Source organism: Exiguobacterium sp. s131 (genome assembly GCF_018617345.1).
Classification (GTDB): domain Bacteria; phylum Bacillota; class Bacilli; order Exiguobacteriales; family Exiguobacteriaceae; genus Exiguobacterium; species Exiguobacterium profundum.
The window spans coordinates 64,311-85,968 of record NZ_JACSJX010000001.1; the positions used below are offsets into that span (position 1 = coordinate 64,311).

At 47.5% G+C, this 21,658-nt stretch carries 27 protein-coding genes and 1 pseudogene; 13 read left to right on the forward strand and 15 right to left on the reverse strand.

Features of this window, described 5'->3' with window-relative positions:
* Nucleotides 1–8: 8 nt before the first annotated feature.
* Both kynU and KNO69_RS00445 read right to left on the reverse strand, forming a co-directional pair.
* Nucleotides 9–1,283 (reverse strand): kynureninase, encoded by a 1,275-nt coding sequence (gene kynU / locus KNO69_RS00440; protein WP_214815280.1) that lies wholly within the window; start codon nt 1,281–1,283, stop codon nt 9–11.
* Between the two features lie 139 nt (nt 1,284–1,422).
* Nucleotides 1,423–2,937 carry a glycine betaine uptake BCCT transporter gene (locus KNO69_RS00445; RefSeq protein WP_214815282.1) on the reverse strand — a complete coding sequence of 505 codons (1,515 nt, stop codon included), beginning with the start codon at nt 2,935–2,937 and terminating at the stop codon, nt 1,423–1,425.
* A 133-nt stretch (nt 2,938–3,070) separates the two neighbouring features.
* On the opposite strand from KNO69_RS00445, the gene KNO69_RS00450 reads away from it, so the two are divergent.
* A complete protein-coding gene (locus KNO69_RS00450; protein WP_214730181.1) occupies nt 3,071–3,919 on the forward strand; it encodes a Cof-type HAD-IIB family hydrolase in 849 nt (282 codons plus the stop codon).
* Nucleotides 3,920–4,487: 568 nt separating this feature from the next.
* Nucleotides 4,488–4,652: a hypothetical protein gene (locus tag KNO69_RS00455; RefSeq protein ID WP_214815284.1), complete on the forward strand. Its 165-nt coding sequence runs from the start codon at nt 4,488–4,490 to the stop codon at nt 4,650–4,652.
* A 25-nt stretch (nt 4,653–4,677) separates the two neighbouring features.
* Here KNO69_RS00455 and abc-f read toward each other — a convergent pair whose 3' ends face one another.
* Entirely contained in the window at nt 4,678–6,522 is a 1,845-nt protein-coding gene (gene abc-f / locus KNO69_RS00460) for a ribosomal protection-like ABC-F family protein (RefSeq protein WP_214815286.1), read from the reverse strand.
* 327 nt (nt 6,523–6,849) lie between these two features.
* On the opposite strand from abc-f, the gene KNO69_RS00465 reads away from it, so the two are divergent.
* Entirely contained in the window at nt 6,850–7,749 is a 900-nt protein-coding gene (locus KNO69_RS00465; RefSeq protein ID WP_214815288.1) for a DMT family transporter, read from the forward strand.
* A gap of 43 nt (nt 7,750–7,792) precedes the next feature.
* Here the strand turns inward: KNO69_RS00465 and KNO69_RS00470 are convergent, their stop codons facing one another.
* From KNO69_RS00470 to KNO69_RS00485, 4 genes are all read right to left on the reverse strand, one after another.
* Nucleotides 7,793–7,984 carry a hypothetical protein gene (locus KNO69_RS00470; RefSeq protein ID WP_074035480.1) on the reverse strand — a complete coding sequence of 64 codons (192 nt, stop codon included), beginning with the start codon at nt 7,982–7,984 and terminating at the stop codon, nt 7,793–7,795.
* Nucleotides 7,985–7,997: 13 nt separating this feature from the next.
* Nucleotides 7,998–8,903, reverse strand: coding sequence for a Gfo/Idh/MocA family protein (locus tag KNO69_RS00475; protein ID WP_214815290.1), 906 nt, complete (start codon nt 8,901–8,903; stop codon nt 7,998–8,000).
* A gap of 63 nt (nt 8,904–8,966) precedes the next feature.
* Nucleotides 8,967–9,689, reverse strand: a complete 723-nt coding sequence (locus KNO69_RS00480; protein ID WP_214815292.1) for an anti-sigma factor — start codon at nt 9,687–9,689, stop codon at nt 8,967–8,969.
* On the reverse strand, nt 9,686–10,246 hold the full coding sequence (locus tag KNO69_RS00485; RefSeq protein ID WP_211782130.1) for an RNA polymerase sigma factor: 561 nt from the start codon (nt 10,244–10,246) through the stop codon (nt 9,686–9,688). The genes KNO69_RS00480 and KNO69_RS00485 overlap by 4 nt, the downstream gene beginning before the upstream one ends.
* Nucleotides 10,247–10,409: 163 nt before the next feature.
* Between KNO69_RS00485 and KNO69_RS00490 the strand changes: the two genes are divergently transcribed.
* Together KNO69_RS00490 and KNO69_RS00495 are read left to right on the forward strand one after the other, a co-directional pair.
* On the forward strand, nt 10,410–10,559 hold the full coding sequence (locus KNO69_RS00490; RefSeq protein ID WP_214815294.1) for a hypothetical protein: 150 nt from the start codon (nt 10,410–10,412) through the stop codon (nt 10,557–10,559).
* An 85-nt stretch (nt 10,560–10,644) separates the two neighbouring features.
* Nucleotides 10,645–11,445: an HAD family hydrolase gene (locus KNO69_RS00495; RefSeq protein ID WP_214815296.1), complete on the forward strand. Its 801-nt coding sequence runs from the start codon at nt 10,645–10,647 to the stop codon at nt 11,443–11,445.
* On the opposite strand, the gene KNO69_RS00500 is transcribed toward KNO69_RS00495, so the two are convergent.
* Both KNO69_RS00500 and KNO69_RS00505 read right to left on the reverse strand, forming a co-directional pair.
* On the reverse strand, nt 11,391–11,696 hold the full coding sequence (locus KNO69_RS00500; protein WP_214815298.1) for an RNA polymerase sigma factor: 306 nt from the start codon (nt 11,694–11,696) through the stop codon (nt 11,391–11,393). The two genes, KNO69_RS00495 and KNO69_RS00500, sit on opposite strands and share 55 nt — an antisense overlap.
* A gap of 155 nt (nt 11,697–11,851) precedes the next feature.
* Nucleotides 11,852–12,067 (reverse strand): hypothetical protein, encoded by a 216-nt coding sequence (locus KNO69_RS00505; RefSeq protein WP_012727536.1) that lies wholly within the window; start codon nt 12,065–12,067, stop codon nt 11,852–11,854.
* A gap of 121 nt (nt 12,068–12,188) precedes the next feature.
* Here KNO69_RS00505 and KNO69_RS00510 point away from each other — a divergent pair, with 121 nt between their 5' ends.
* The 4 genes from KNO69_RS00510 (at nt 12,189) to KNO69_RS00525 (ending at nt 14,669) form a co-directional block, all read left to right on the forward strand.
* The gene (locus tag KNO69_RS00510; RefSeq protein ID WP_074035487.1) at nt 12,189–12,422 is read left to right on the forward strand and encodes a WYL domain-containing protein; all 234 of its coding nucleotides are present in this window, start codon (nt 12,189–12,191) and stop codon (nt 12,420–12,422) included.
* Nucleotides 12,419–12,619: a helix-hairpin-helix domain-containing protein gene (locus KNO69_RS00515; protein ID WP_159563075.1), complete on the forward strand. Its 201-nt coding sequence runs from the start codon at nt 12,419–12,421 to the stop codon at nt 12,617–12,619. The genes KNO69_RS00510 and KNO69_RS00515 overlap by 4 nt, the downstream gene beginning before the upstream one ends.
* A gap of 151 nt (nt 12,620–12,770) precedes the next feature.
* Nucleotides 12,771–14,228: a UDP-N-acetylmuramoyl-L-alanyl-D-glutamate--2,6-diaminopimelate ligase gene (locus KNO69_RS00520; RefSeq protein WP_214815300.1), complete on the forward strand. Its 1,458-nt coding sequence runs from the start codon at nt 12,771–12,773 to the stop codon at nt 14,226–14,228.
* A gap of 96 nt (nt 14,229–14,324) precedes the next feature.
* Nucleotides 14,325–14,669, forward strand: a complete 345-nt coding sequence (locus tag KNO69_RS00525; RefSeq protein WP_012727532.1) for a YflT domain-containing protein — start codon at nt 14,325–14,327, stop codon at nt 14,667–14,669.
* A 67-nt stretch (nt 14,670–14,736) separates the two neighbouring features.
* Here the strand turns inward: KNO69_RS00525 and KNO69_RS00530 are convergent, their stop codons facing one another.
* Entirely contained in the window at nt 14,737–15,729 is a 993-nt protein-coding gene (locus KNO69_RS00530; RefSeq protein WP_214783954.1) for an MDR family oxidoreductase, read from the reverse strand.
* A 143-nt stretch (nt 15,730–15,872) separates the two neighbouring features.
* Between KNO69_RS00530 and KNO69_RS00535 the strand changes: the two genes are divergently transcribed.
* A complete protein-coding gene (locus tag KNO69_RS00535) occupies nt 15,873–16,295 on the forward strand; it encodes a hypothetical protein (RefSeq protein WP_012727530.1) in 423 nt (140 codons plus the stop codon).
* Nucleotides 16,296–16,313: 18 nt separating this feature from the next.
* On the opposite strand, the gene KNO69_RS00540 is transcribed toward KNO69_RS00535, so the two are convergent.
* From KNO69_RS00540 to KNO69_RS00555, 4 genes are all read right to left on the reverse strand, one after another.
* Nucleotides 16,314–16,523, reverse strand: a complete 210-nt coding sequence (locus tag KNO69_RS00540) for a hypothetical protein (RefSeq protein ID WP_078147783.1) — start codon at nt 16,521–16,523, stop codon at nt 16,314–16,316.
* An 82-nt stretch (nt 16,524–16,605) separates the two neighbouring features.
* Entirely contained in the window at nt 16,606–17,313 is a 708-nt protein-coding gene (locus tag KNO69_RS00545; protein ID WP_214815302.1) for an SDR family NAD(P)-dependent oxidoreductase, read from the reverse strand.
* A gap of 11 nt (nt 17,314–17,324) precedes the next feature.
* Complete coding sequence (locus KNO69_RS00550) at nt 17,325–17,714, reverse strand: GNAT family N-acetyltransferase (RefSeq protein WP_074035497.1); 390 nt, start codon at nt 17,712–17,714, stop codon at nt 17,325–17,327.
* On the reverse strand, nt 17,711–18,727 hold the full coding sequence (locus KNO69_RS00555) for a serine hydrolase domain-containing protein (RefSeq protein ID WP_214815304.1): 1,017 nt from the start codon (nt 18,725–18,727) through the stop codon (nt 17,711–17,713). Before KNO69_RS00555 ends, KNO69_RS00550 begins: the two co-directional genes overlap by 4 nt.
* 118 nt (nt 18,728–18,845) lie before the next feature.
* On the opposite strand from KNO69_RS00555, the gene KNO69_RS00560 reads away from it, so the two are divergent.
* The 3 genes and pseudogenes from KNO69_RS00560 to KNO69_RS00570 all read left to right on the forward strand — a co-directional run bounded on the left by KNO69_RS00560 (nt 18,846) and on the right by KNO69_RS00570 (nt 19,797).
* The gene (locus tag KNO69_RS00560) at nt 18,846–19,112 is read left to right on the forward strand and encodes a hypothetical protein (RefSeq protein ID WP_214815305.1); all 267 of its coding nucleotides are present in this window, start codon (nt 18,846–18,848) and stop codon (nt 19,110–19,112) included.
* A 30-nt stretch (nt 19,113–19,142) separates the two neighbouring features.
* Nucleotides 19,143–19,556, forward strand: a pseudogene (locus KNO69_RS00565) (PAS domain-containing protein); the annotation flags it as partial.
* Nucleotides 19,492–19,797 (forward strand): GGDEF domain-containing protein, encoded by a 306-nt coding sequence (locus KNO69_RS00570; RefSeq protein ID WP_214815308.1) that lies wholly within the window; start codon nt 19,492–19,494, stop codon nt 19,795–19,797. The pseudogene KNO69_RS00565 and the gene KNO69_RS00570, both read left to right, overlap by 65 nt.
* A gap of 20 nt (nt 19,798–19,817) precedes the next feature.
* Here KNO69_RS00570 and KNO69_RS00575 read toward each other — a convergent pair whose 3' ends face one another.
* The gene (locus tag KNO69_RS00575; protein ID WP_214815310.1) at nt 19,818–21,596 is read right to left on the reverse strand and encodes a solute:sodium symporter family transporter; all 1,779 of its coding nucleotides are present in this window, start codon (nt 21,594–21,596) and stop codon (nt 19,818–19,820) included.
* Nucleotides 21,597–21,658 lie beyond the last annotated feature (62 nt).

Consider the following 21,658-nt stretch of genomic DNA (forward strand, 5'->3'; position numbering starts at 1 on the left):
GTTCCCCCTTATGCGACCACTTCGCGGACGTTCTCGAACGCCTCATATTCTTTGTCGTCCATGATTTTCTTCAACGTCAAGATCACGTCATATACGTCGGTAAACATATTATATAGTGCGACCGGTGCGAGACGGATGATATTCGGTGCGCGGAAGTCAGGGATGATGTGATGTTTCTTCAACGCTTTACAGATGCGTGCCGCTTCGGGATGCTCGAGGCTCAAATGAGCGCCGCGCTGTCGTGTGTCAGTCGGGCTACCGATGAAGAATCCGTGAGGTGCGAGCATCTCTTCGATCAAATCCATCATATACGTCGTGAGCGCGAGTGATTTTTGACGAATCGCTTCCATCCCGACCTCGTTGAACATCTCAAGCGCGCCAAGTTGAGGAGCAAGACTCATAACGTGTGGTGTTCCGATTTGGAACGCACCGGCATGTTCGGCCGGTGTCATCGTATGGTCCATATCGAACTGTTTATCTTTGCGCGAACCGAACCATCCGGCGAGTCCAGGTGTCGTGCCGAAGTGACGTTCATGAACGAATAAGCCCCCGACCGTTCCCGGACCCCCGTTCAAATGTTTATAGTTGCACCAGTATGCGAAGTCGACACCCCAGTCGTGGAAGTCATGAGGGATGGCACCGACGGAGTGACAGGCATCGAAGCCGATCAAAATTCCACGCTCGTGTGCCGCTTTCGTTAGACGAGCCATATCTAAAATCTGACCACTCCGATAGAGGACGGTCGGTAATACGATGAGGGCGATTTCGTCAGTCATCGCGGCAATCAAGTCGTCTTCTGCTAAGAAGCGCCCATCTGGACTGTTGACTTGGACGAGGTGCTCTGATGGGTCGAGTCCACGAAGTTTGAGCTGACTCTTCAAGGCGTAAATATCAGACGGGAACGTGAGGGCGTCTGCCAAAATCTTCGTTCGTTTGCCTTCTGGTTTGAAAAACGAAGCGACAAGTTGATGCAAGTTCACGGTCGTCGAACCGGTGACCATTACTTCTTCCGACTTTCCACCGATGAGCGGCGCGTTCAATGCAGCCAGCTCTTCGGACAAGTTGAACCAAGGATGGCGACCGGACATCCAACCATCGATCCCGAGCTCTCTCCAGTCCGCGAGCGATTCAAGGAGCGTACGCTCGGCTCGTTTCGATAAGAGCCCGAGTGAATTCCCATCCATATAAATCCCGTCTTCCGGTAAGTAAAATTCTTCCCGATATGATGCGAGCGGGTCTTGTTTGTCTAGTTGTTGTGCGTAAGCACGTGTGAAATCGTTCATCTCCCCATAATCCCCCTTTAAAGCTTATACGTTGTCAAAATCGTAGCAATCGGACATAAGGAAGTCAACAAACAACGAGATGTCGGCGAGTCAAACTAAAAAACGCTCAAGGATCTTCCCGAGCGTTTAAAAATACAGCTTATTTTATTTTTCGTACGTTCTCTTGTCGGAGTAACTTAAATAATGTGAATACCATCAAGAGCAGAATAATGGTGAAGGGCAAGGCGGAAATCAACGACGCAGTTTGAAGTCCTTCTAAGCCACTCGCAAGCAACAAGACGGCAGCGATTCCTCCTAACAGAACTCCCCAAGCGATTCGAACGGGGAGGGGCGGATTCAAGCTACCGTTCGTCGTCATACTACTGATGATATAGGTGGCAGAATCGGCCGACGTGATCAAGAACGTCAAAATCAAGAGAATCGACAAGACGGACAAGATGAAACTGAATGGGAGCTCGGCAAACGTCACGAACAATGCGCTCGTCACGTCCGCATTGACGGCTTCAGCGATGGAAGTCCCTTCGAATAAATCTAGATGTAGGGCAGTGCCCCCGAATACGGCAATCCAAAGGAGCGCAATGAACGGAGGAACGATGAGGACACCGACGATGAATTCACGAATGGTACGTCCTCGTGAGACACGTGCGACGAACGCTCCGACAAATGGGGACCAGGCGATGGCCCATGCCCAATAAAAGATTGTCCAATCCCGGACCCACGTCCCTTGTTGATACGGTTGTAGACGAAGACTATAGCGAATGAAATTTTGTAAGTAGTCACCTAGACCGAGCGTCAAGGTTTCTAAAATGAAAATGGTAGGACCGGCAAAGAAGACGAAGACCATCAACACGAGTGCGGTACCTAAGTTGATGTTACTCAACCACTTGATGCCACGATCGAGCCCTGTCGTCGTCGATGTTAAAAAGAGAGCGGTCAAGACGACGATGATGGCGACTTGCATCCAAGCGGTGTTCGGGAGCCCGAACACGCTGTTCAGTCCGCCATTGATTTGAAGAACACCTAAACCAAGCGACGTCGCGACACCCATGACAGTGGCGATAACCGCTAAAATATCAATCGTCTGATTCAACGGTTGTTTGTACGGGCGTTCTTTTATAAGCGGTGAGAGACTAGTCGAGATGAGTCCATCCGCATTACGACGGAACTGGAAGTAGGCGATGATCAGTCCGACAATCGCAAAGACGGACCATTGACTGACACCCCAATGGAAGAACGAATAGGCCATCGCAAGACGTGCCCCTTCGACTGTCAATGCCTCCGTATCCGCATACGGTGGCGTGAAGAAATGGCTCATCGGCTCAGCAACACCCCAAAAGACGAGTCCGACACCGAATCCGGCGGAGAATAACATACCGATCCAAGTGAAGAATGGGTATTGGGGACGGTCGTCATCCTTCCCGAGACGGATTTTTCCGTATTTACTAAACGCCAAAAAGATTAAAAAGAGCACAAACAAGAAAACGGACAGTAAATAGAACCAACCGAACGAGCGAGTCGTAAAGTCAAAAATAGATCCTGCGATTGAAGCAAACGTGGTTGGAGCGATGGCTCCAAATAGAACGAGTAAGGCAATCAAACTTGCTGAGATGTAAAAGACGCGATTCAAACGTGGCTTTTGTTTAGAATCCTTCATAGATGTCCCCTTTCAAAAAATATTATGTAGCACTAATAAACGTTTCCCTAATCTCCACATTGCAAACAGGAGACGCATTTCATCGTGCTTTGTATAGTTGAATCGGGAAAAGAACCAAAGAGGAGGGAACGATATGAAATTGATTGCGATTGATTTAGACGGGACGCTGTTATCGCGCACAGGCGTGATTACAAAGGCAAACCAGGAGGCGATTCGTCGTCGGCAAGAACAGGGTGATATCGTCACGATTTGTTCAGGACGTTCGATTCATGATATCGAGGAGCTGTTGAAGCGAAGTGACCTCGTCTGTCCGATTTTGTCAGGTAACGGAGCAATCGGGTTCTATGAGAACGAGCGAATTTACTATCATGCGATGGATCAGACAATCGTAGATGAACTGTGGGAAATCGCTGATGCGGACGATGCGTACGTTGAATTTTATACGAATGCGGGAGTGAAGGTTCTCCGTTCAGGAAGCGATTTACTGAAGCGGGAACTCGATGAGGTGTTGCCACACGATCAATCGTTCACTCGCGAGTGGGCGGAACGTGAGATTGAAATTCAAAATGAGCAATTCGGTCTGACGTATATGGATTCGATGGCAGACATCGACTTTGCACGAGATGAAGTGTACAAAGTATTTGTCTATTCGTTCGATCGCCGAAAGCTACACCGGTTGCGTAAAATCTATGAACCGCGGAACGATATTTTGATTACGACAGCAGGGTGGACGAAAATTGAAATCGGACATCCTCATGCGAGTAAAGGTGCAGCATTGAAACAGCTAGCTGAGCATTATCAGATTCCGATGCGTGATGTCGTCGCCATCGGAGACAATCTGAATGATGTGTCGATGTTCGAAGTGGCAGAAACAAGGATTGCGATGGGGAATGCTGTGGATCCGTTAAAAGATTTGAGCACGCATATTACAAAGGATGTAGAAGAGGACGGGGTCGCTTATGCGCTGACGCATTATGTATGAATTGGATTATGGAGAAGTCGTGAACGAGGATTGAATCTCACTTAAAACGGATATTGTATACATGTAACCATTCACTTTCTGAAATGAGTGGGGAACGGGGAGGCACTTTCGTCACCTGTCGCTTATGGATGAAAGGGATGGGCAACGTCCATATGAACGTGAATCGTGTATTCCAAACGATGATACGTCGGCCTCTGCTTGCCATCGGAGCAAGTATACCAGACAGACTGTTTGTATACGGAATTCCACATGATCCGCGTCAGAAGTGGACATCATAGGTGCCAAGTCCTCTCGTGCCCATTCGATCAAAATGTCTATGAGTCACCTATTCGATTTCATGTTTTCGAATGAAAAACAATTGGTGAACCAATGGACGATGAACGGATTGGAATGATGCGTCACGTTGGCTTGGACATCTCTAGTCGAACCAAATCATGGATGGGACGGTCAATCGAGCGAGGGCTTGGTTGGATGAAAGTCCGGGGACTAGAGAATCAAGAAAAGCGCCGAGTGAGGGCGCTTTTCTTGTGGTATCCTATTGAGTGAATGCAACCGATGGAGGGATCATATGCCAAAGCTATATTGGTTCGGAACGTTCCTTAGTGGAGTGATTCTTTTGACAACGGGAACGATGGAAGGTCTTTACCGCATACTCCCAATTGGGTTGATGACCATCGCGGTCATCGGCTATTTCATACAGATTCGATTCGAGCAAAAGAAGCGGCGCCCTTGATTGGGTGCCGCTTCTCTATATTAGGTTATAAAGATTCGAGCAAACGTGTCATCACGTCATCGATTTCTTTTTGCAATGCATCAACTTGTCGTTGTAACGCCATCAATTCATCAAGGTCATCCAATTCATTCATCCGTTGGAGCAGTGCCCGATGTTCTGTCTCTAATTGGGTTAGGTGAGTTTCCTCATCAACCGTAGATGGAGCAGGTTTCGTCTGCTTCAGCGATTTTGATTGTTTGATGTGTTCCGTTTTAGGTGCATCTTTCGATTCCTGTCCACGTTTGTCGAGGGCATAGGCGACGTTACCTTCGAAACGTGTCATCGTCCCGTCGAGCCAATACGTGATAGGGAATAGCTTATTCAAGAAGTAGCGGTCATGGGAAACCGTAACGACCGTTCCAGGGAAACGTTCGAGTGCCTCTTCAAGTGCCTCTCTCGATTCGATATCGAGGTGGTTCGTCGGCTCATCTAGGACAAGGACATTGATTTCTTCATGGACGAGGATGGCAAGCATGAGTCGCATCTTCTCCCCGCCGCTCAAATTCGTGACCGGTTTAAACACACTCGCGCCGTAAAACAGAAATTGAGCGAGAAGGTGTCTCGCTTTGCCTTCATCGACTGCGATCCGGTCCCGAAACGCCTCGATTAAGCGATGAGATTCGTCGAATGTGATGTGTTGCGATAGATAGCCGATTTTGGCTTGGTCGGCTCGCCTTACGGTTCCGGCTTGCGGGATAACTTCACCGAGCAATATTTTCAAAAGCGAAGACTTTCCACTCCCGTTCGGTCCGACGATGGCGACGCGTTCCCCGTACCCTGTGTAGAAGTGCACGTCTTCAAATAGAGGACGATCATAGATAAGTGTCATATCATTTACTTCGAAGACGTCGCGCCCGGTTCGCCCGTTCGTCGTGAACTGGATATTCGGTTGCTCGGCTTCGAGTTGTGGTCGCTTGATTCGTTCAATTCGTTCGAGAGCCTTTTCCATCGATTTGGCGCGACGATAGAACTTTTCATTCGGCGGATTGCCCTCGTTGGCCCATTGCCGCAACTGCCGGATCGTTTCCTTCATTTTTTTGATTTTCTTCTGTTGCTCCGTGTAAGCGTGAAACTGGTCAAGCAACTGTTTTTCTTTTTGGGCAACGAAGTCCGTATAATTCCCAGGATAACTCGTCAATTCTCCATCCTCGCACTCGACGATTCGTGTGGCGACCGCATCTAAGAAGACCCGGTCATGGGAGACGATGAGGAGCGCTGAATCGTAATCCTGTAAATAGGATTCGAGCCAAGTCATCGCTTCTAAATCTAGATGGTTCGTCGGTTCGTCCAAAATGAGTAGCTCTGGTTCCTGAAGGAGTGCTAAGGCGAGACCGATTTTTGTACGCTCGCCCCCGCTTAGCGTATCGAACGGTTGGTCCACGAATGAGGTCAATTTGAGTCCATCAATCATTGCGCTGATTTTTGACTCGTAGACATATCCACCCGCATGTTCGAATTGTTCTTGAATGGCACCGTATGATTCGAGAAGGCGTTCGAGCTGTTCGGACGTCGCCATCTCTTGCTCGAGGGAAGACATTTTTTCACTCAGGCGAGTCACTTCCTCAAAAGCAGTATAGAGGACGTCACGACCACTGCGTCCAGGGTAGTCAGGAAGCTGCACCAAATAGCCGATAGAGAGTCGTTGTCGGCGGTAAATCGTACCGGCGTCATGCTCTTCAGAGCCGACAAGGATTCGTAACAGCGTCGTTTTGCCACTGCCGTTTCGGCCGACAAGACCGACTCGTTCGTTTTCGTTCATGAATAAATTCGCATCTGTGAGAACGGCGTGCCCGCCGTATTGTTTTTGAATGTGTTGAAGATCGATCAACATAATAGGTTCCTCCTAAGGTTAGGGCCTATCAAAAAAACCGAACGCAAAGAAGCGCTCGGTTTAGAAAGAGAGAGGCGCTTTGTCGTATATTCAGCAATGTCTAAAAAAGGACAGACGGGTCCCTTGATTAAGCGACATCGTGAAAAATCGCACGCAAAATGTACAAATGTTCAGTTGTCCAATGCGTACGTCCGACAAATTTCACCTTTCTCCCTCCTTTCATTCATCTACATCTTGATTGTAAGCGTTTTTCATCTACCTGACAATGAAAATAGAGGAAATCGAAGCGAAGGCGTCGTATATAGTCGCCATTGAGGAGGCGAGAAAATGAGGAAAGAATGGCTAGGAGCACTCAGTTTGACCCTTGCGGCGAGTATATGGGGAGGAATGTATGTGGTCAGTAAATATGCACTCGCATATATTGAACCGTTCACGTTCGTCTGGTTACGATACGCTGTTGCATTTATGGTCTTATTCGTCGTTTGGTTTCGGTTTGGACGGGAATCGATTGGAAGGGCAGATTGGAAATGGATCGGACTTGTCGGTGTCATCGGATACGTCGCTTCGATTTCGTTTCAATTTATTGGAACGAAGCTATCGGATGCACATACTGGCTCCCTTGTGACCGCAGCGACACCAGCTTTCATGGTCTTATTTGCCCGAATCTTATTGAAAGAACGACTGACTCCTGTCAAGATTGGAGCGCTTGGGCTGGCAACGGTCGGTGTTCTCATCGTCGTCGGTTGGGAAGGGGAAGGGACGTATCGAGTAGGCAGTTTCATACTTGTTCTAGCTGCCGTGACGTGGGCACTTATGTCGATTTATGTGAAAATCGGGACACAGTCGTTGTCGACCTTGACGCTCACGACATTTTCGATCGGAGTCGCATGGTTATTGATGACGCCTTTGATGAGTGTGGAGGTCATGCAATCAGGGTGGCCAAAGTTAAATGGCGTCCTTTGGCTTAGTGTTCTCTATATCGGTGTCGTATCGACGGCAGGAGCGTTTTTCTTCTGGAACAAAGGACTCGAGTTGATGGATGCGAGTGTCGGGTCACTCTTTTTCTTCTTTCAACCCTTGGTTGGCGGGACACTCGGGTGGCTCGTTTTGAACGAAACGCTCCATATTAACTTCTTTATCGGTGCCGGTTGTATCATGACGGCTGTGACGTGGTCGACGCTCGTGGAACGAAGACAACAACTGCCAATTTCAAACCGTCATCTGTAATGGCAAAGCGGTCGCCCTCATTTTGGAGGGTGACCGCTTTTGATTAAAATCCATGATGGTCGAGTTTGTCTTGTTCGCGCTTCATCTCGAGTTCAAGCCGTTGGATCGCGAGTTTCTCTTCTTCGATCTTCAATCGTCGTTCTTCGACACGTGCTTCTCTCGTTTTGATAATCGTATTGGCACCGACTGACGAGACGACAATCACCATAACCATGATGTAGAAAAAGAAATCCATATATAGCCCTCCTTCACTTGATTAGATTTGTGACAAGTCGTTGTGTCTCAAGGGCAACACGACCGTCTGTTGAAATCGCTGTATCATCGATGAGTGCGGAAATGAAGTGGTCAATCGCGCCTTGGAAACCACGTTGCACGAGTGTCGTGTCCCATGAACCGAACGTTTCGACTTCATGCCGACCTTGCTTGAAACGATGTAGCGTGACCATCTCTTCGATGGACAATCGTTCCCCATCCCGTACGATCGAGACGTGCTCATGGTTCACTCCTGCTGAACGGTGCATCGATGTCGTGTGCATTCCGTGCTCATCTTGCCACACGTGGCGGGCGAATCGAAGCTCATGCTTGTCATTGACTTCGACGTGACCCGAGACGAGTATGAGCTCATTACCAGCGAGGAAACGTAGCGTATCAATGACATGTAAGTAATCATCGAGTAAGGTGAAGGTCGCATCCTTAGGGCCGACGTCATTCTCGCGATGTTTTACCACATCAATCATGTGAGCAGAGGACTCGTTTTGTAGACGCATATACATCGGAGCGAAACGTCGATTGAACCCGACCATCAATTTACGCCCAAGACGTTCGGCTTGAATGACGAGCTGCTCCGCTTCCTCGATTGTTGCGGCGAGGGGCTTATCAACATAAACATCGACGCCGTGTTCTAATAAATACGATACGATGTCATAATGAGTTTCCGTTGAACTATGTACGAACGCTGCATCGATGGATGAGGCGAGTTCATTCAACGTGTCGAAAGAGGTCATTCGATACGTTTGGCAAATCATGTCTCGCTTAGATGTGTTCGGGGAAAAGGCACCGACTACCTCGATTCGGGGATGAATCGAAAGGATGGGTAAATACGCTTTTTGAGCGATATTTCCAAGTCCGACAATACCGATTTTTGGTTTTTGCATCCCATTCACTCCTTTGGTTCATCATAACAAAAAACCGGACAGCGGATGTGTCCGGTTCAAGAATTAAAGACTAGCACTTAAGACGATTTCACCTTGTGGCGTTTCATTGCCACGATTCGGTTCTTTTGTGACGGCGACGGTATCCCAGTCGACGTCGACTTCATCTGAGTCGAGTGTGTAGATAACCGTCCCGTTCCCTTTGTCATCGGTGACAAAAGCGCCGGTCGGAATCGGGGCACCATCTTTTAATAGCCATACTTGATATACCTCATTGGCATCGAGTGAGGCTAGACCATTCGTTTGGACGATCAGTTGTGTCGCACCGTCCTGCTCTGCAAGGTAAGCGGTCCCTTCCGATTCGCCGTCGAGTGGAATCGTTTCGGTTAACGCGATGGCAGGGGCATCAGGCTGATTGGTAAGCAAATATCCATTCCCGATTAAGGAGAGGAGGAGTGCCGCTGCTAAAGCGACCATTCCCCAGACCGGTACGTTCCGTTTCTTCTTCTGTTTGAACGGTGTCGCCGGTGGAACTGATGCAGAAGTGTCGGTTGTTATGACGGGTTCATTGTCTTCTTCTTCGAATACACGATCGAGGACACGTGCTTTCATGCCTCGGGGTGGCTCAGTCGGAGTAGACAAGAACGCGACGCCACCGACAAGAGCTTCAAGTTGTTCGAGCTCTTCTTGACAGTCAGTACACGTTGCCAGATGTTGTTCAAATTTCATTCGTTCTTCTTCCGTTAAATGTTGGTTGAAGTAGTCAATCAATTGGTCGCATGCGTTCATTGTTCTACCTCCTTTCCGATGAATTCATGGGATAACTGTTTCCTCAGTTGCCTTAGCGCCAGTCGAATCCTTCCTTTTACCGTTCCGAGCGGGATGCCGCATGCATCAGCAATTTTTTGCTGGCTCAATCCTTGAAAATACATGAGTCGAACGACCTGCTGTTGTTCGGCTGGTAATGTGGCCATGGCTGTCTCGATTTGGGCGCGCTCTTCTTGCCACTCGACTTCTTTCTCGACGGACGGTGAGTCGGAAGGGATGGCCTCAGCGTAAGATTCATCTAATTGTAAATCCGGTTTACGCTTCCGAATTAAATCAATGGCCACATGACGGCTCATTGTGAAGAGCCAAGAACGAAATTTTCCTTTTGACTCATCGTAAACGCCTCCGCCACGCCAGAGCTTGATGAATACTTCTTGCATGGCTTCTTCGGCCAAATCACGATCTTTTGTCAGTTGTAGGACAAATGCGTATAAAATGCGTTCGTATCGATCATACAATATTTCGAGCGCTTCTTTGTCCTTTTTCCTGACACGCTCATATAACTCTAAGTCAGTCATAACATACTCCTTTGCGCAGAAGGGATGTCCCTTGTATTGATCTAACGTATAAAATCGAAAAATGGATGCCTATTTTGTGTGACTATTTATTGAACATGTCACTGCTTGATCCGGAAGCTTCGAATAGATGAATAATCTTAATTTCTCTGAAAGAAGGTAGGTGATGACACTTAGTCCAATCGCCGTCATCAGCATCAAGCCAATCGCAGTTGAGGGAGAGCTCATCGTCGTCCATAAGAAGTATGTGCGAATGCCAAAAAGAAAAGCAAATACAATAAAAAATCCGGTAATCAAGCTACTCATTTGGCAATAAGCTCGAGAGATTCGTGAAATCATAAGATGCCTCCTTTGTTTCATTGTACTACAGGAGGAAGAGAAAACGATAAGGAGACGATATCATGAAGCGATTTACGAATGAGGGACACATCCTCATATGTTTTGATTTTGATGAGACCTACTTTCCTCATGCATGTACACCGGAACAATTGGCATCCGTTCGTCGGCTCGAAGATTTTTTGGAACAATATTCCCATCGATTGTCAACGATGTGGGTGACAGGTAGTTCACTCAAATCGCTACGTGAAAAAGTTGAACAGGCAAACCTTCGCTTTTGGCCTCACCGTATCGCTTCAAGTTTAGGTACGGAATTGTATCATATTGACCTAGACGGAACGTTTTCTTTAGAAGAATCCTATCAAGCGTTATTCCCGAGTGATTTTATATCTCGTGTGGAACGTGTTGCGTCACAGATTGAACAGATGCGGATTGAACTAGAAGCGCAACCGGGTTTTGGGACGAGTCCTTGGATCCGTAGCTATTACATACGTGACCAAATCGGGTCTTGGAGCGAAACGCTTCGCATGCTAGCTGATCAAGAAGGGATTGCTGTCAACATCAGCCAATGCAATCCGCAAGCGGGTGATCCGATGGATGCATGGGATATTGATTTTTATCCAATGCATGCCGGAAAAGAATCGAGTGTTCGATATGTATGCACCACTGCTTCCTTCTTACGCAAAGAAACATATGCGTTCGGCGACAGTGGGAATGACCTTGGGATGTTAGCGCATGTAGGGAAAGGCTATTTAGTGGGCAATGCGACCGAACAGGCAAAACAGATGTATCCGGAGATGACAACAAAACCTTATGCAGAAGGGATTTTAGAAGTATTGGAATCTGATTTGTCCTCTTTCATATAGTGCATGATTTCCTCTAATGAACGGATGAGGGTCGCACGAATCGTTTCGGAATGTGGATTGAAGTGAAGACGTTGTTGCCAAATCCGACAAAATAAATCGGTCAAGGCCGCCTCTGCAGTTGCAGGATGGTCATTCAGATGAAGCGCATATCGATAAAGTAGTTTTTCATAGCGTGAGTATAAATGTTCTAAGGCTTGGCGATTTTTAAGACGAACTTGATCGACGAGGTGTTCATCGAGTGTAGGAAGCATATGCAACTCCTTTCTTATGGAATGAAGGTTTCAACGATAAAAGAATCAGGAACTTTACTCAGATAAAGCATCCTCTCTGTTCTTTCACTCATTTGCTCCCGTTCAAACCAAGGAATATGAAGAATTGCAGTCGAATATGCATGCCCCTCAACGATTCAAAAAGTGTGATAACAATTCGGACAAGTTTGTGCGTCTCCCGGCGCGCGTTTGAATGATGTTTTACACTTCGGACAAGTGACGGTTTCGCTCTGTTGATTGAACAAACTGCCACGATTGAATAAAATGTTGCGAAGGTTTGGTAACGCGAGCGCAGCGAAAATCATTGCCCCGAATAAAAAGGCAGCCAAGATCAGTAATAATACATAAGTCATCGGTTTTTTCCTCTCTCATTTGATTTCCTTCATCATAATCGAAATTTGAATCAGCGAACAGCTTATCAATAGAAATGAGAACAAATGTTCTGTATAATGAAGACAAAGGGGGGAAAACAGGATGAGAGAAGAATTGTTACGATGGATGCGTTCGGGACAAGTCACAGAAATGGTGTATGTCGATCGACATGGGACATTTTCAGAGCGGCGGGTCAAACTGATTAAAGTGCAAGGGGAGTACGTGGTGGCATGGGATTTGAATAAACAAGCGAGACGAACGTTTCGAATCGAGCAAGTTCTTGCCTGTCTTCCCATCAACGGACGATTTAGAAAGCGAAAGGCGGAGATTGGATGATTGCCTTACCAACGTTAGCAGCGCCAGCTAAAAGGGCACTAGTCGCTAAAGGAATCGAGTCTCTGCATGAATTGTGTCCCTATACACGCCGTGAGGTTGCGAGTTGGCATGGAATCGGACCGAATGCCCTTTTTGTCCTTGAGGCGGAGCTACTAAAACACAATTTAGCATTCAAAATGGAGGAACCTAGTACGTGAGTGAAACGTCTAGGTTTTTTTTGTGAAGTGATTGCTTTCCTTTGAAAACGGGAAGTAATATATTTGTCATCTCAATTGCCGTTAAAATCTAGTAACATGACGATAAGGTTTTATGAACCTAGCGACACCCATGAGAAAGGACGTACACAGCATGAGAACGAAACGTTTATCCGCCATTTTAAAAAATGAGATGGATGACATTTTTGATCCATGGGTGACCGGAGTCGAAACCGATTCCAGGAAGGTCAGTTCAGGGAATGTCTTTATTTGCATTCGCGGCTATACGGTTGACGGTCATAAGTTCGCAGAAGACGCCGTCGCCAACGGTGCGAGTGCGGTCATCTCAGAATATCCACTCGATCTCGATGTACCGAATGTGGTTGTTGCCGATACGAAACAGACGGCAGGAGCGGTTGCGAGTGTATTTTATGATCATCCCTCTCATCGGATGCGTATATACGGTGTGACAGGAACGAATGGAAAAACTACGACAGCGACATTGACTTATGACTTGTTGCGTCTTTCAGGACGTCGTGCCGGAATCGTTAGTACGATTGGCGCGCGTTTTCATAATCAAACGGTTGAGACAGCCAATACGACACCAGAAGCCGTCGTCTTACATCGCATCTTAGCAGAGATGGTCGATGCAGGCGTCACGGATTGCGTACTCGAGGTATCATCGCATGCCTTGATGGAAGGTCGCGTAGCGGGCATCCACTTTCATGCGGCCGCGTTTACGAATTTGACGCATGATCATTTGGACTACCATCGTTCGATGGATGAGTATGCCCGGGCAAAAGCGCGATTGTTTGAACAGGTGGAAGTGACGAACGGTGAGGCGATTGTGTTAAATGCGGAAGATCCGGCTAGTCATGTCATGGCTGAGTTTGCGCCGACACGTCAAGCCATTATGTATAGTACAAAAGAGGAAATCGAAGCCGACATCCAAGTGATTTGGCGTGAAGAGACGGTACTCGTCAGGATGAAGGAGTTCAAGCTCGAAGTGCCCGTTCGGTTCATGGGGGCGTTCAATGCGGCGAACTTAGCAGCGGCAATCGGACTTGTGTCGACTTCCGATATGGCGCTACGGACCATTGTTTCAAATGTTCCAGGACTCACCTTGCCAAAAGGGCGGTTGGAACGTTTAGCTACAGAGGATGCTGAGATTTATATCGACTATGCCCACACACCAGACGGGCTAGAGAAATGTTTGTCTACATTGCAACAAGATAACCGTGCACTTGTCGTCGTGTTAAGTGCGGCAGGAGACCGTGATCCTACGAAACGTCAAGATATGGGACGTATCGCAAGTCGCTATTCGAATGAGGTGATTGTCACCGTACATGATGTCCGCATGGAAGACCCAAAACAAATCATTCGTGATTTAGTAAAAGGTATCCAACCGGATGTGAAGTATGTGACGTTTGAAGCAAGGGAAGAGGCCCTTCGACATGCGGCCACGCAAGCGTTAGAAGGAAAGCGTGTCGTGGTCGTCGGAAAAGGACATGACCACATTGAACGAATCGGTCGACAGTCGATTCCATTTAATGAATCAAACATTTTATTGGAAGAATTGAAAAAACGAAAAGGCCAAGAGCCCGCCGTTTAACAAAACGATGACGTTTGTCATCGTTTTTTAATGTGTGAAGAATGTGAAGGAAGGTAATAACTAGTAATGTAGTAGAATTGAAGGAGGAGAATAGACATGTCAGTTTTGTACAAAGAATTTACAAATGATGAAGAAGTCGTCACCGCCGTTCAATCGATGAAAACAAATGGGATTGATGAATCCAACATCTACGTCATCACACATGACGATGATCGGAGTAAACGTGTCGCGGATAATGCCGATGCGAACACCGTCTCGGCAAGTGACGTCGGTTTGGGGACAGCCGCCAAAAATGTGTTCCGCAAAAAAGGAGACGAACTGCGAGCCGATTTTCAAGAGCTCGGCTTCACAAAAGAAGAATCAGAGCGTCTCGAAGAGAAGTTAGACCAAGGCAAAGTACTCGTCGTCGTGAAAGACGCACCTGCCGGATTCACTATCTGATTCAACACCATGGAGAATAGAGAGGAAAGAGGCTGAATCGTGAATGATTCAGCCTCTTTTGATGGGCTTAGCGAAGACGGACGACGGTGCGACCACTCAATTCACCACGCATCATCGCTTCGGCGTGGCGAGGGACGTCGTGTAACGGAATCTCATGGATCATCTCATTGAGAACTTTCGGATCGATGAGTTCTTCGAGACGTTCCCATGCGTTCGTACGACGAACCATGGGTTGCATGACCGAATCAATGCCGATGAGCTTCACGCCGCGTAAAATAAACGGATAGACGCTCGTTGGCAACTCTGCGCCTCCGACGAGACCGCATGCGGCGACAGCACCTTCATATCGTATCTGGCTCAAGATGTTGGCGAGTGTATTTCCACCGACCGAATCGATAGCGGCATCGAAACGTTGCTTGGCGAGGGGACGGGCAGGGCCTTCTAATTCGCTTCGATCGATGATCGTCTCGACACCGAGTGAGCGTAAGTATGGTGAATCTGTTTTGCCGGTGGAGGCGACGACATGGTAGCCGAGACGACGAAGCAACGTAATCGCGAAGCTTCCGACACCACCTGTCGCGCCTGTGACAAGTACTTCTTCACCCGGACGCACACCTGCGTGTTCGAGTGCATCAATGGAAAGCATGGCGGTAAGTCCTGGTGTTCCGATGGCGATTGCATCTCGCATGCTCATTCCTTTCGGTAACTTCACGAGCCATTTCCCCGGTACTTGCGCATACTGGCTAAATCCACCGAAGTGCCGTTCCCCAATCCCGAAACCAGTGGCGATTACCTCGTCGCCAACTTTGATGTCGAGGTGGTCTGATTCGACGACAGTTCCAACGAATTCGCATCCCGGAATGAACGGATAGCGATTGACGATTTTACCAGAAGTCGTTAATCCGAGCGCGTCTTTATAGTTCAACGCAGAGTAGTGAACTTCCACTAACACATTTCCGTCCTCTTCTTTCGGAAGGACATCGGCTTGTACTTCTTTTACTTCGGCATGAAGGCGTTCCTCGTGCTGGTCGAGCACGAGTGCTTGGAATGATTCATTCATCTGCTTAACCTCTTTTCCTATGGATGTCTTCACTCTAACAGTCTTTCCCTCACAAAATGAAATATATGCACGAATCTTTAGGGGGAAACGGGTAGAGAGTGGTACAATAGAGGGGATTCAAATTGCGTAAGGAGGAATGTAGTATGCGGCACGATGACTATGAGTTTGACGATGTAGAAGTAGAAGAAGGCGAATTGTTCAACGTATACGATATTCTCCCACCGGACGGGACGATCCTGGAGATGGCGACAGCTGAGGAAATGGTTCGAGCGGCCGAATTAGAAGCGAAGCATCATGCGCTTCAACGGCTCCAAGATTCAAACTTCCAGTTAACAGGCGTGTCGTTCAAAGAACTTCTGACAGAATTTGAACAGTATGAGCAAGAGTCAATGGAGTTCTGGACAGGTGTCTATAACCGGTTACGCATTCCTTGGGCGTGGACGATTCGAATCGATGTGGCCAATGGTCCGATTCATGTCGTGAACGATCGCGATATCTTTATTGATGAAGACGACTTCGAAGAATACGATGTTGATGATCTATTAGAGGAATACGAAGAAGATTGAATCAAAAACGTCTTTCCCTCATTCAGATGGGAGAGACGTTTTTTTGTCGTGGAGCAGGTCGTGACGAATCCGACTGAGTTCAGTCGCTCCAAATAATAAGCCGACACTACATAAAATTGAGACACCACTCACCATCGCCCCGACGACGGCGGTATCTCCAATCATTGTGAATGACATGGTGAGGCTGAACAGTCCAAATAGCAGTAATCCTCCAGCAATGGTTTTCATAAAATTCACCCTTTCACGTATCTATGCATGTAGTGTAGACGGTTTGACGAGAGAAGGGTGTTTCTTTTTTTGACCTGGTAAATTATTTAATCAAGTCGTAAATCGAATAGGTCTTGCTATTTTCTAGGGGGCGGTCAATTAACTGTTCAGCAAATACACGAGCAACCGTCTCAGGAGAGCGGAGTCGTCCTTCTGTTTCGTATGAACGGAATTGTTCAAGGTCAGCGAACGCCTCTTTCGAAGAAGAACGAATCTCCGCCTGCATCGACGTATCCATCACACCTGGATTGAATAGAGCTGCACGATGTGAGGTTCCTTCTAGCTCTAGTGCAAGTGTCTCTGTGAAATGATCGAGTCCTGCTTTCGTGCCACAATATGCGCTCCAACCTGAGATCGGACGCTTAGCAGCGCCAGAGGTCACATGAATCAAATCGGTCGGCTTGTTGAAAGCGAGGACCGCATTCGCCAATAGCATCGGCGCAAGCAGGTTGGCGTGGACATGAGCGGTCACTTTCTCACCATCTAATTGTCCGACACGATGAATCGGTTCAATCCATGCTGCATTTTGAACGAGCAAAACCGAATCAGCCCGCTCTAGAAACGGTGTGATCTCCCGAATGACTGCATCAATCCCCGAGACGTTTGATAGGTCGACTGATCGTTGCCGATACGTAACGTCTTCCGCCTGTGAGCGAGAGAGCCCGACCACCTCGTAATCTCTAGCTTGTAGTTCCTGAGCGATGGAACGGCCGAGACCACGCGATGCGCCTGTGATGAGAGCAAGTTTCATATACATTCCTCCTATTCGTGAATCGTTTTCCTAAAACCGTAGAACGGACGAAACCGTAATTTCTCGTAATATGTGTGGGAATTTTGACTTGCGAGCATCTCAAGCCGTGTGTCTGGATAAAGTGTATGGACGTGTTGGAGTAACTGTTCGCCAAGACCACGTCTACGATATGTAGAAGCGACCAACAGTTCACAAACATACAAACTGACTGTCGTATCAGTCAATCCGCGCAAATAAGCGACAATCTTCCCATTTTCAGACTCCATCACATAGGTGACGTTTGATTGACGCCATGCCTCACGGGTCAACGCGTCACGTTCTACCAATTGGCTCCAACCTTCATCGCGATTAAGTTGTTGAATCGAGTCAAAGTCTGATTCCATATAAGTACGAATGTTCATTCAATCCGTTCTCCAATCTGCATTTCAATCTGTTTCATGACGTCGAATGCCCCATCTGATTGATTTGAACAAATGACCGAGATGGTATCGATTTCTGGATAGTAACCAGAATGGAAACTGACACCAGGGTCATAGCCCATCACGTGATATTTATAGACATCTCCCGATGCGTGATGTTGAATCCAAAGTCCGTATCCATAACTCCCGCCGCGGTCATTAACCGTCACGTGTGGTGTCAAAAGAAGCGACGTAGAAGCGGTATCAAGAAGCTGATGTGAAAACAGCGATTTCCAAAATTTAGTCATGTCTTGAGCGGTCACATACGCGCCACCATCTGCTCCTCCTTTGATTGGAATCGCATATTGGTTTGTACGCCATGTGCCGTCCGAGTGGTCAATATAACCGAGTGCTGTTCTAGAAGGCAAGGCATCGAGTGAAAAGTATCCAGAATCAATCATACCAGCAGGATGAAAAATCGATTGTTCGACATAGTCGGTGAAAGATTGCCCGGTCACATCTTCTACAATCAACCCTAACAGAATATATCCTGCATTATTGTAGGAGAATCGAGAACCCGGTTCGTCTTTCATAGATTTTTGTTGAAACAACGGTAAAAAATCACGTAACTGTTGAAGCCGATACATCGGGATATCACGCCATAGCGCTTCAAAGTCATCAGAGACGGATTCATCAAAATAGTCAGAGATTCCTGATGTGTGCGTCAACAACTGATGTACGGTGACGTTTGGTGACAGATGAGGTAAGGCAAATGTTTGAAATGAGTCAAGCGAGGTGGAAAAGGATAGTTTCCCTTGCTCGACTAACTGGCAAATCGCGATTGCTGTAAACAACTTGCAACCGGACGCGATCCCGAACCGTGTCGTCACGTCATGTTGAATCTGTTCTGAGCGATTCGCATAGCCGTAAGACTGGTGGATTGATCCGTTTCGATTGGTGAGCAAATAGACACCCGAAAATGTCTCGTCAATCGATGGATGTGTGAAATGTGGCATGAGAAACCTCCATGTATTGAGTGATTCAATAAGTCGACTATATCATGTCCATCACAATCTCTCTAAAATTTACTCAATTTTCAAAAAAACATTTACCAAATAACAGGAATTGAGACAGGTGTCTGACCTCGAACGTGGTACGATATGGGCGAACAGAGAGGAAGTGGATTCAATGACGTTATTCTTCTGGGGGATACTCGTTGGATTTTTAATTGCCTTGTGGCTATATAAACGTCCACAGCCACATTCACAGTCTCTTTCGTTTATGCATTTCGGGAATCAAACGAAAGATGTCATTTACATTTTTGAAACGAAACCGACGTGGCGTTTCCGATACATCAGTCCTTCTTTAGATTTATATCTCGGAGACGGGACGGTGATGTAAAGTTATTCAGATGCACAAGCGTGTTTTCGGAGAATCCACCCGGACGATCGGCGACTATTACTCGATAAAGTGGCGGGACGCGTCAATTATGAAGAAGCGATTCTTCAACGATGGCGCACGAATGACGGCGCTTACGTATGGTTCGAGGAATATACGACGCCAATCTATGAGAATGGTGAAATCGTAGCGGTTCAAGGTGTGATTCGGAACATCGAAGCAGCCATGACCGAGCGTGAACGTCTCATGTATGAAAGTCGCCACGATAGCTTGACCGGTGTCTTCAATCGTCGGGCGTTTGAAGACACGATTGCTCAAGCAAGAAATGCGTGTAACGTCGGAATCATCGTGCTATGTGAACGATTTGAAAGTCGTGAACGACATGGAAGGGCATTCTGCTGGCGACGATTTGTTGAAACGGGTCGGGAAGATTCTTCAGGGAATTGAATCATCCGTGTATCGTTTAGGGGGAGATGAGTTCGTCTTGTTTCTAGAGATGATGCCTCGCGATGCATGTGAACGAATGGTTCGTCAAATCGAAGCGACTTGTGAACAAGAATCGATTTCTGTCGCCATCGGGTTGGCGTGGGCGTCATGTCCGGAAACGATTGAGGCGCTTTGGCAACGTGCGGACGATGCCATGTATGAACGGAAGCGACAACAAAAAGTAGACCTCCTTGACGTGTAAGTTCAAGGAGGTCTATTGGTTTAGCTACTTTGTTCTTCTACATCGGACGGCTCTTCACCCAAATTGTTTAGATAGCGTTCATAACGAGAAATGCCATAGCGGTATGATGCCCAGATGAGCCCGGACGTTACGACGACAAGTCCCACTGTCAGTGGAGCAAACCATCCGGAAACGATGCCGTTCGCATAAGCGAGTCCGATTGGCGAGAAGACAAGGTAAACGAAAATCATCGAAGCAACAAGTAAAATGGATGTCGAAAGGGCATGACGCCACGGTTTGACTCGTCCTAGTTCGATTCGGATCGGATTCGCTTGAAGCATCGGCCGTACACGCGCAAAGACAAGCATGATCCCCGTCTCGATGAGGAAAAGGATTCCGTAAATATGGATAAAGTTGATACCGATTTCGACGCCAAACCATTGTTTCGTCCCCCATACGAGGAAATAGTAGGCGATGACGTGGAAAAAGACGACGATCTTCGCGGCGATTGGCGGCACACGTTTAACAAGCATCCCGATTAAAACGATGACGAGAATCGGGATGTTGAAGAAACCGGTGAAGCGACGAATCAAGTCCCACAAGCCATCTGGCGCATACATAAGATTCGGGGCGACAAAGAACGAGACGAGTGCAACGAACGTCCCGAACCATTTGCTGACGCGAATCAAATCTTGGTCAGAAGCATCCGGTTTAAACTTCGGTTTGTAAATGTCGAGTACGAAGAGCGTCGCGATACTATTCAAGAGCGAGTTGAACGAGCTGAATACGGCACCGAGCAAGACGGCGAGGAAAAAGCCCATGAGCCACATCGGTAACAGCTCGGCAATCAAACTCGGATAAGCGAGGTCTGCCTTCTCGACGTTCGACCCGTACAAGTGAAACGCGATGACGCCAGGTAACAACATGAAGATTGGAACGAGTAATTTCAAGTAGCCGGTAAAGAGAACGCCTTTTTGTCCTTCCGCTAAGTTTTTTGCACCGAGGGCCCGTTGAATCACGTATTGATTCAGTGCCCAATAGAACAAGTTCGCAAAAATCATTCCGGTGAAAATGGAGAGAAACGGGACCGAGTCGTTAGCGGAACCGATGGCGTTCAACTTTTCGGGATTCGTCGTCGCAATCGTCTTCATCCCGTCCAATAAATTCCCGTCCCCTAGTGCGAGAAAGCCTAGTGTCGGAACGAGGAATCCAATAATGATGAGTCCGATCCCGTTCAACGTGTCCGATACGGCAACGGCACGAAGGCCTCCGAAGATGGCATAAATCGCGCCGATGATGCCGATGAACCAAACGACGAGCCATAGGGACTGCTCAAAGCTGATGCCGAGAAGGGTCGGCACGTCGAACAGTTGCAGGACGGCTAATCCACCTGAGTACAGCATAGATGGAATCGTGACGCACATGTATCCGAGTAAAAACAATAGGACGGTCAATCGACGAACGTCCTCGTCATAGCGTTGACTTAAAAATTCAGGAATGGTCGAAATCCCGATGCCAAGAAAGCGTGGCAACAAAAAGAGCGCCATGATGATGGCGGCGATACCGGCCGTCACTTCCCAAGCCATGGCCGACATGTTGCCGGCGAACGATTGACCATTCAAGCCAATCAATTGTTCCGCTGACAAGTTGGTCAACAGGAGCGATCCCGCGATGAAGACGCCTGTTAGACCGCGACCGGCCAAAAAGTAATCGTCGGCGCTTTCGACTTTTCCTTTCGTCATGCGATACGAGACGTAAGCGACGAGCGCCATGAACAGGGCACCGGTCACGAGTATGTAGAGTACTTGTTGAAATGTCATGAAATCCCCTCATTCCTTACTTATGTTTTATATGTATTTGTAGGAAATACCCTAAATTATAA

Bases quoted from the DNA above. Each gene is read 5' to 3' on its own strand.
- KNO69_RS00550 (WP_074035497.1), bottom strand. From the start codon at position 17,714: ATGAACATTCGTACTTATATGGAATCAGACTTTGACTCGATTCAACAA.
- KNO69_RS00500 (WP_214815298.1), bottom strand. From the start codon at position 11,696: ATGCTTCCTACACTCGATGAACACCTCGTCGATCAAGTTCGTCTTAAA.
- KNO69_RS00570 (WP_214815308.1), top strand. From the start codon at position 19,492: ATGGAAGGGCATTCTGCTGGCGACGATTTGTTGAAACGGGTCGGGAAG.
- KNO69_RS00480 (WP_214815292.1), bottom strand. From the start codon at position 9,689: ATGAACGCATGCGACCAATTGATTGACTACTTCAACCAACATTTAACG.
- kynU (WP_214815280.1), bottom strand. From the start codon at position 1,283: ATGAACGATTTCACACGTGCTTACGCACAACAACTAGACAAACAAGAC.
- KNO69_RS00450 (WP_214730181.1), top strand. From the start codon at position 3,071: ATGAAATTGATTGCGATTGATTTAGACGGGACGCTGTTATCGCGCACA.
- KNO69_RS00470 (WP_074035480.1), bottom strand. From the start codon at position 7,984: ATGGATTTCTTTTTCTACATCATGGTTATGGTGATTGTCGTCTCGTCA.
- KNO69_RS00495 (WP_214815296.1), top strand. From the start codon at position 10,645: ATGAAGCGATTTACGAATGAGGGACACATCCTCATATGTTTTGATTTT.
- KNO69_RS00485 (WP_211782130.1), bottom strand. From the start codon at position 10,246: ATGACTGACTTAGAGTTATATGAGCGTGTCAGGAAAAAGGACAAAGAA.
- KNO69_RS00505 (WP_012727536.1), bottom strand. From the start codon at position 12,067: ATGACTTATGTATTATTACTGATCTTGGCTGCCTTTTTATTCGGGGCA.
- KNO69_RS00540 (WP_078147783.1), bottom strand. From the start codon at position 16,523: ATGAAAACCATTGCTGGAGGATTACTGCTATTTGGACTGTTCAGCCTC.
- KNO69_RS00535 (WP_012727530.1), top strand. From the start codon at position 15,873: ATGCGGCACGATGACTATGAGTTTGACGATGTAGAAGTAGAAGAAGGC.
- KNO69_RS00545 (WP_214815302.1), bottom strand. From the start codon at position 17,313: ATGAAACTTGCTCTCATCACAGGCGCATCGCGTGGTCTCGGCCGTTCC.
- KNO69_RS00555 (WP_214815304.1), bottom strand. From the start codon at position 18,727: ATGCCACATTTCACACATCCATCGATTGACGAGACATTTTCGGGTGTC.
- KNO69_RS00510 (WP_074035487.1), top strand. From the start codon at position 12,189: ATGAGAGAAGAATTGTTACGATGGATGCGTTCGGGACAAGTCACAGAA.
- KNO69_RS00520 (WP_214815300.1), top strand. From the start codon at position 12,771: ATGAGAACGAAACGTTTATCCGCCATTTTAAAAAATGAGATGGATGAC.
- KNO69_RS00515 (WP_159563075.1), top strand. From the start codon at position 12,419: ATGATTGCCTTACCAACGTTAGCAGCGCCAGCTAAAAGGGCACTAGTC.
- KNO69_RS00530 (WP_214783954.1), bottom strand. From the start codon at position 15,729: ATGAATGAATCATTCCAAGCACTCGTGCTCGACCAGCACGAGGAACGC.
- KNO69_RS00525 (WP_012727532.1), top strand. From the start codon at position 14,325: ATGTCAGTTTTGTACAAAGAATTTACAAATGATGAAGAAGTCGTCACC.
- KNO69_RS00455 (WP_214815284.1), top strand. From the start codon at position 4,488: ATGCCAAAGCTATATTGGTTCGGAACGTTCCTTAGTGGAGTGATTCTT.
- abc-f (WP_214815286.1), bottom strand. From the start codon at position 6,522: ATGTTGATCGATCTTCAACACATTCAAAAACAATACGGCGGGCACGCC.
- KNO69_RS00490 (WP_214815294.1), top strand. From the start codon at position 10,410: ATGACACTTAGTCCAATCGCCGTCATCAGCATCAAGCCAATCGCAGTT.
- KNO69_RS00475 (WP_214815290.1), bottom strand. From the start codon at position 8,903: ATGCAAAAACCAAAAATCGGTATTGTCGGACTTGGAAATATCGCTCAA.
- KNO69_RS00465 (WP_214815288.1), top strand. From the start codon at position 6,850: ATGAGGAAAGAATGGCTAGGAGCACTCAGTTTGACCCTTGCGGCGAGT.
- KNO69_RS00445 (WP_214815282.1), bottom strand. From the start codon at position 2,937: ATGAAGGATTCTAAACAAAAGCCACGTTTGAATCGCGTCTTTTACATC.
- KNO69_RS00575 (WP_214815310.1), bottom strand. From the start codon at position 21,596: ATGACATTTCAACAAGTACTCTACATACTCGTGACCGGTGCCCTGTTC.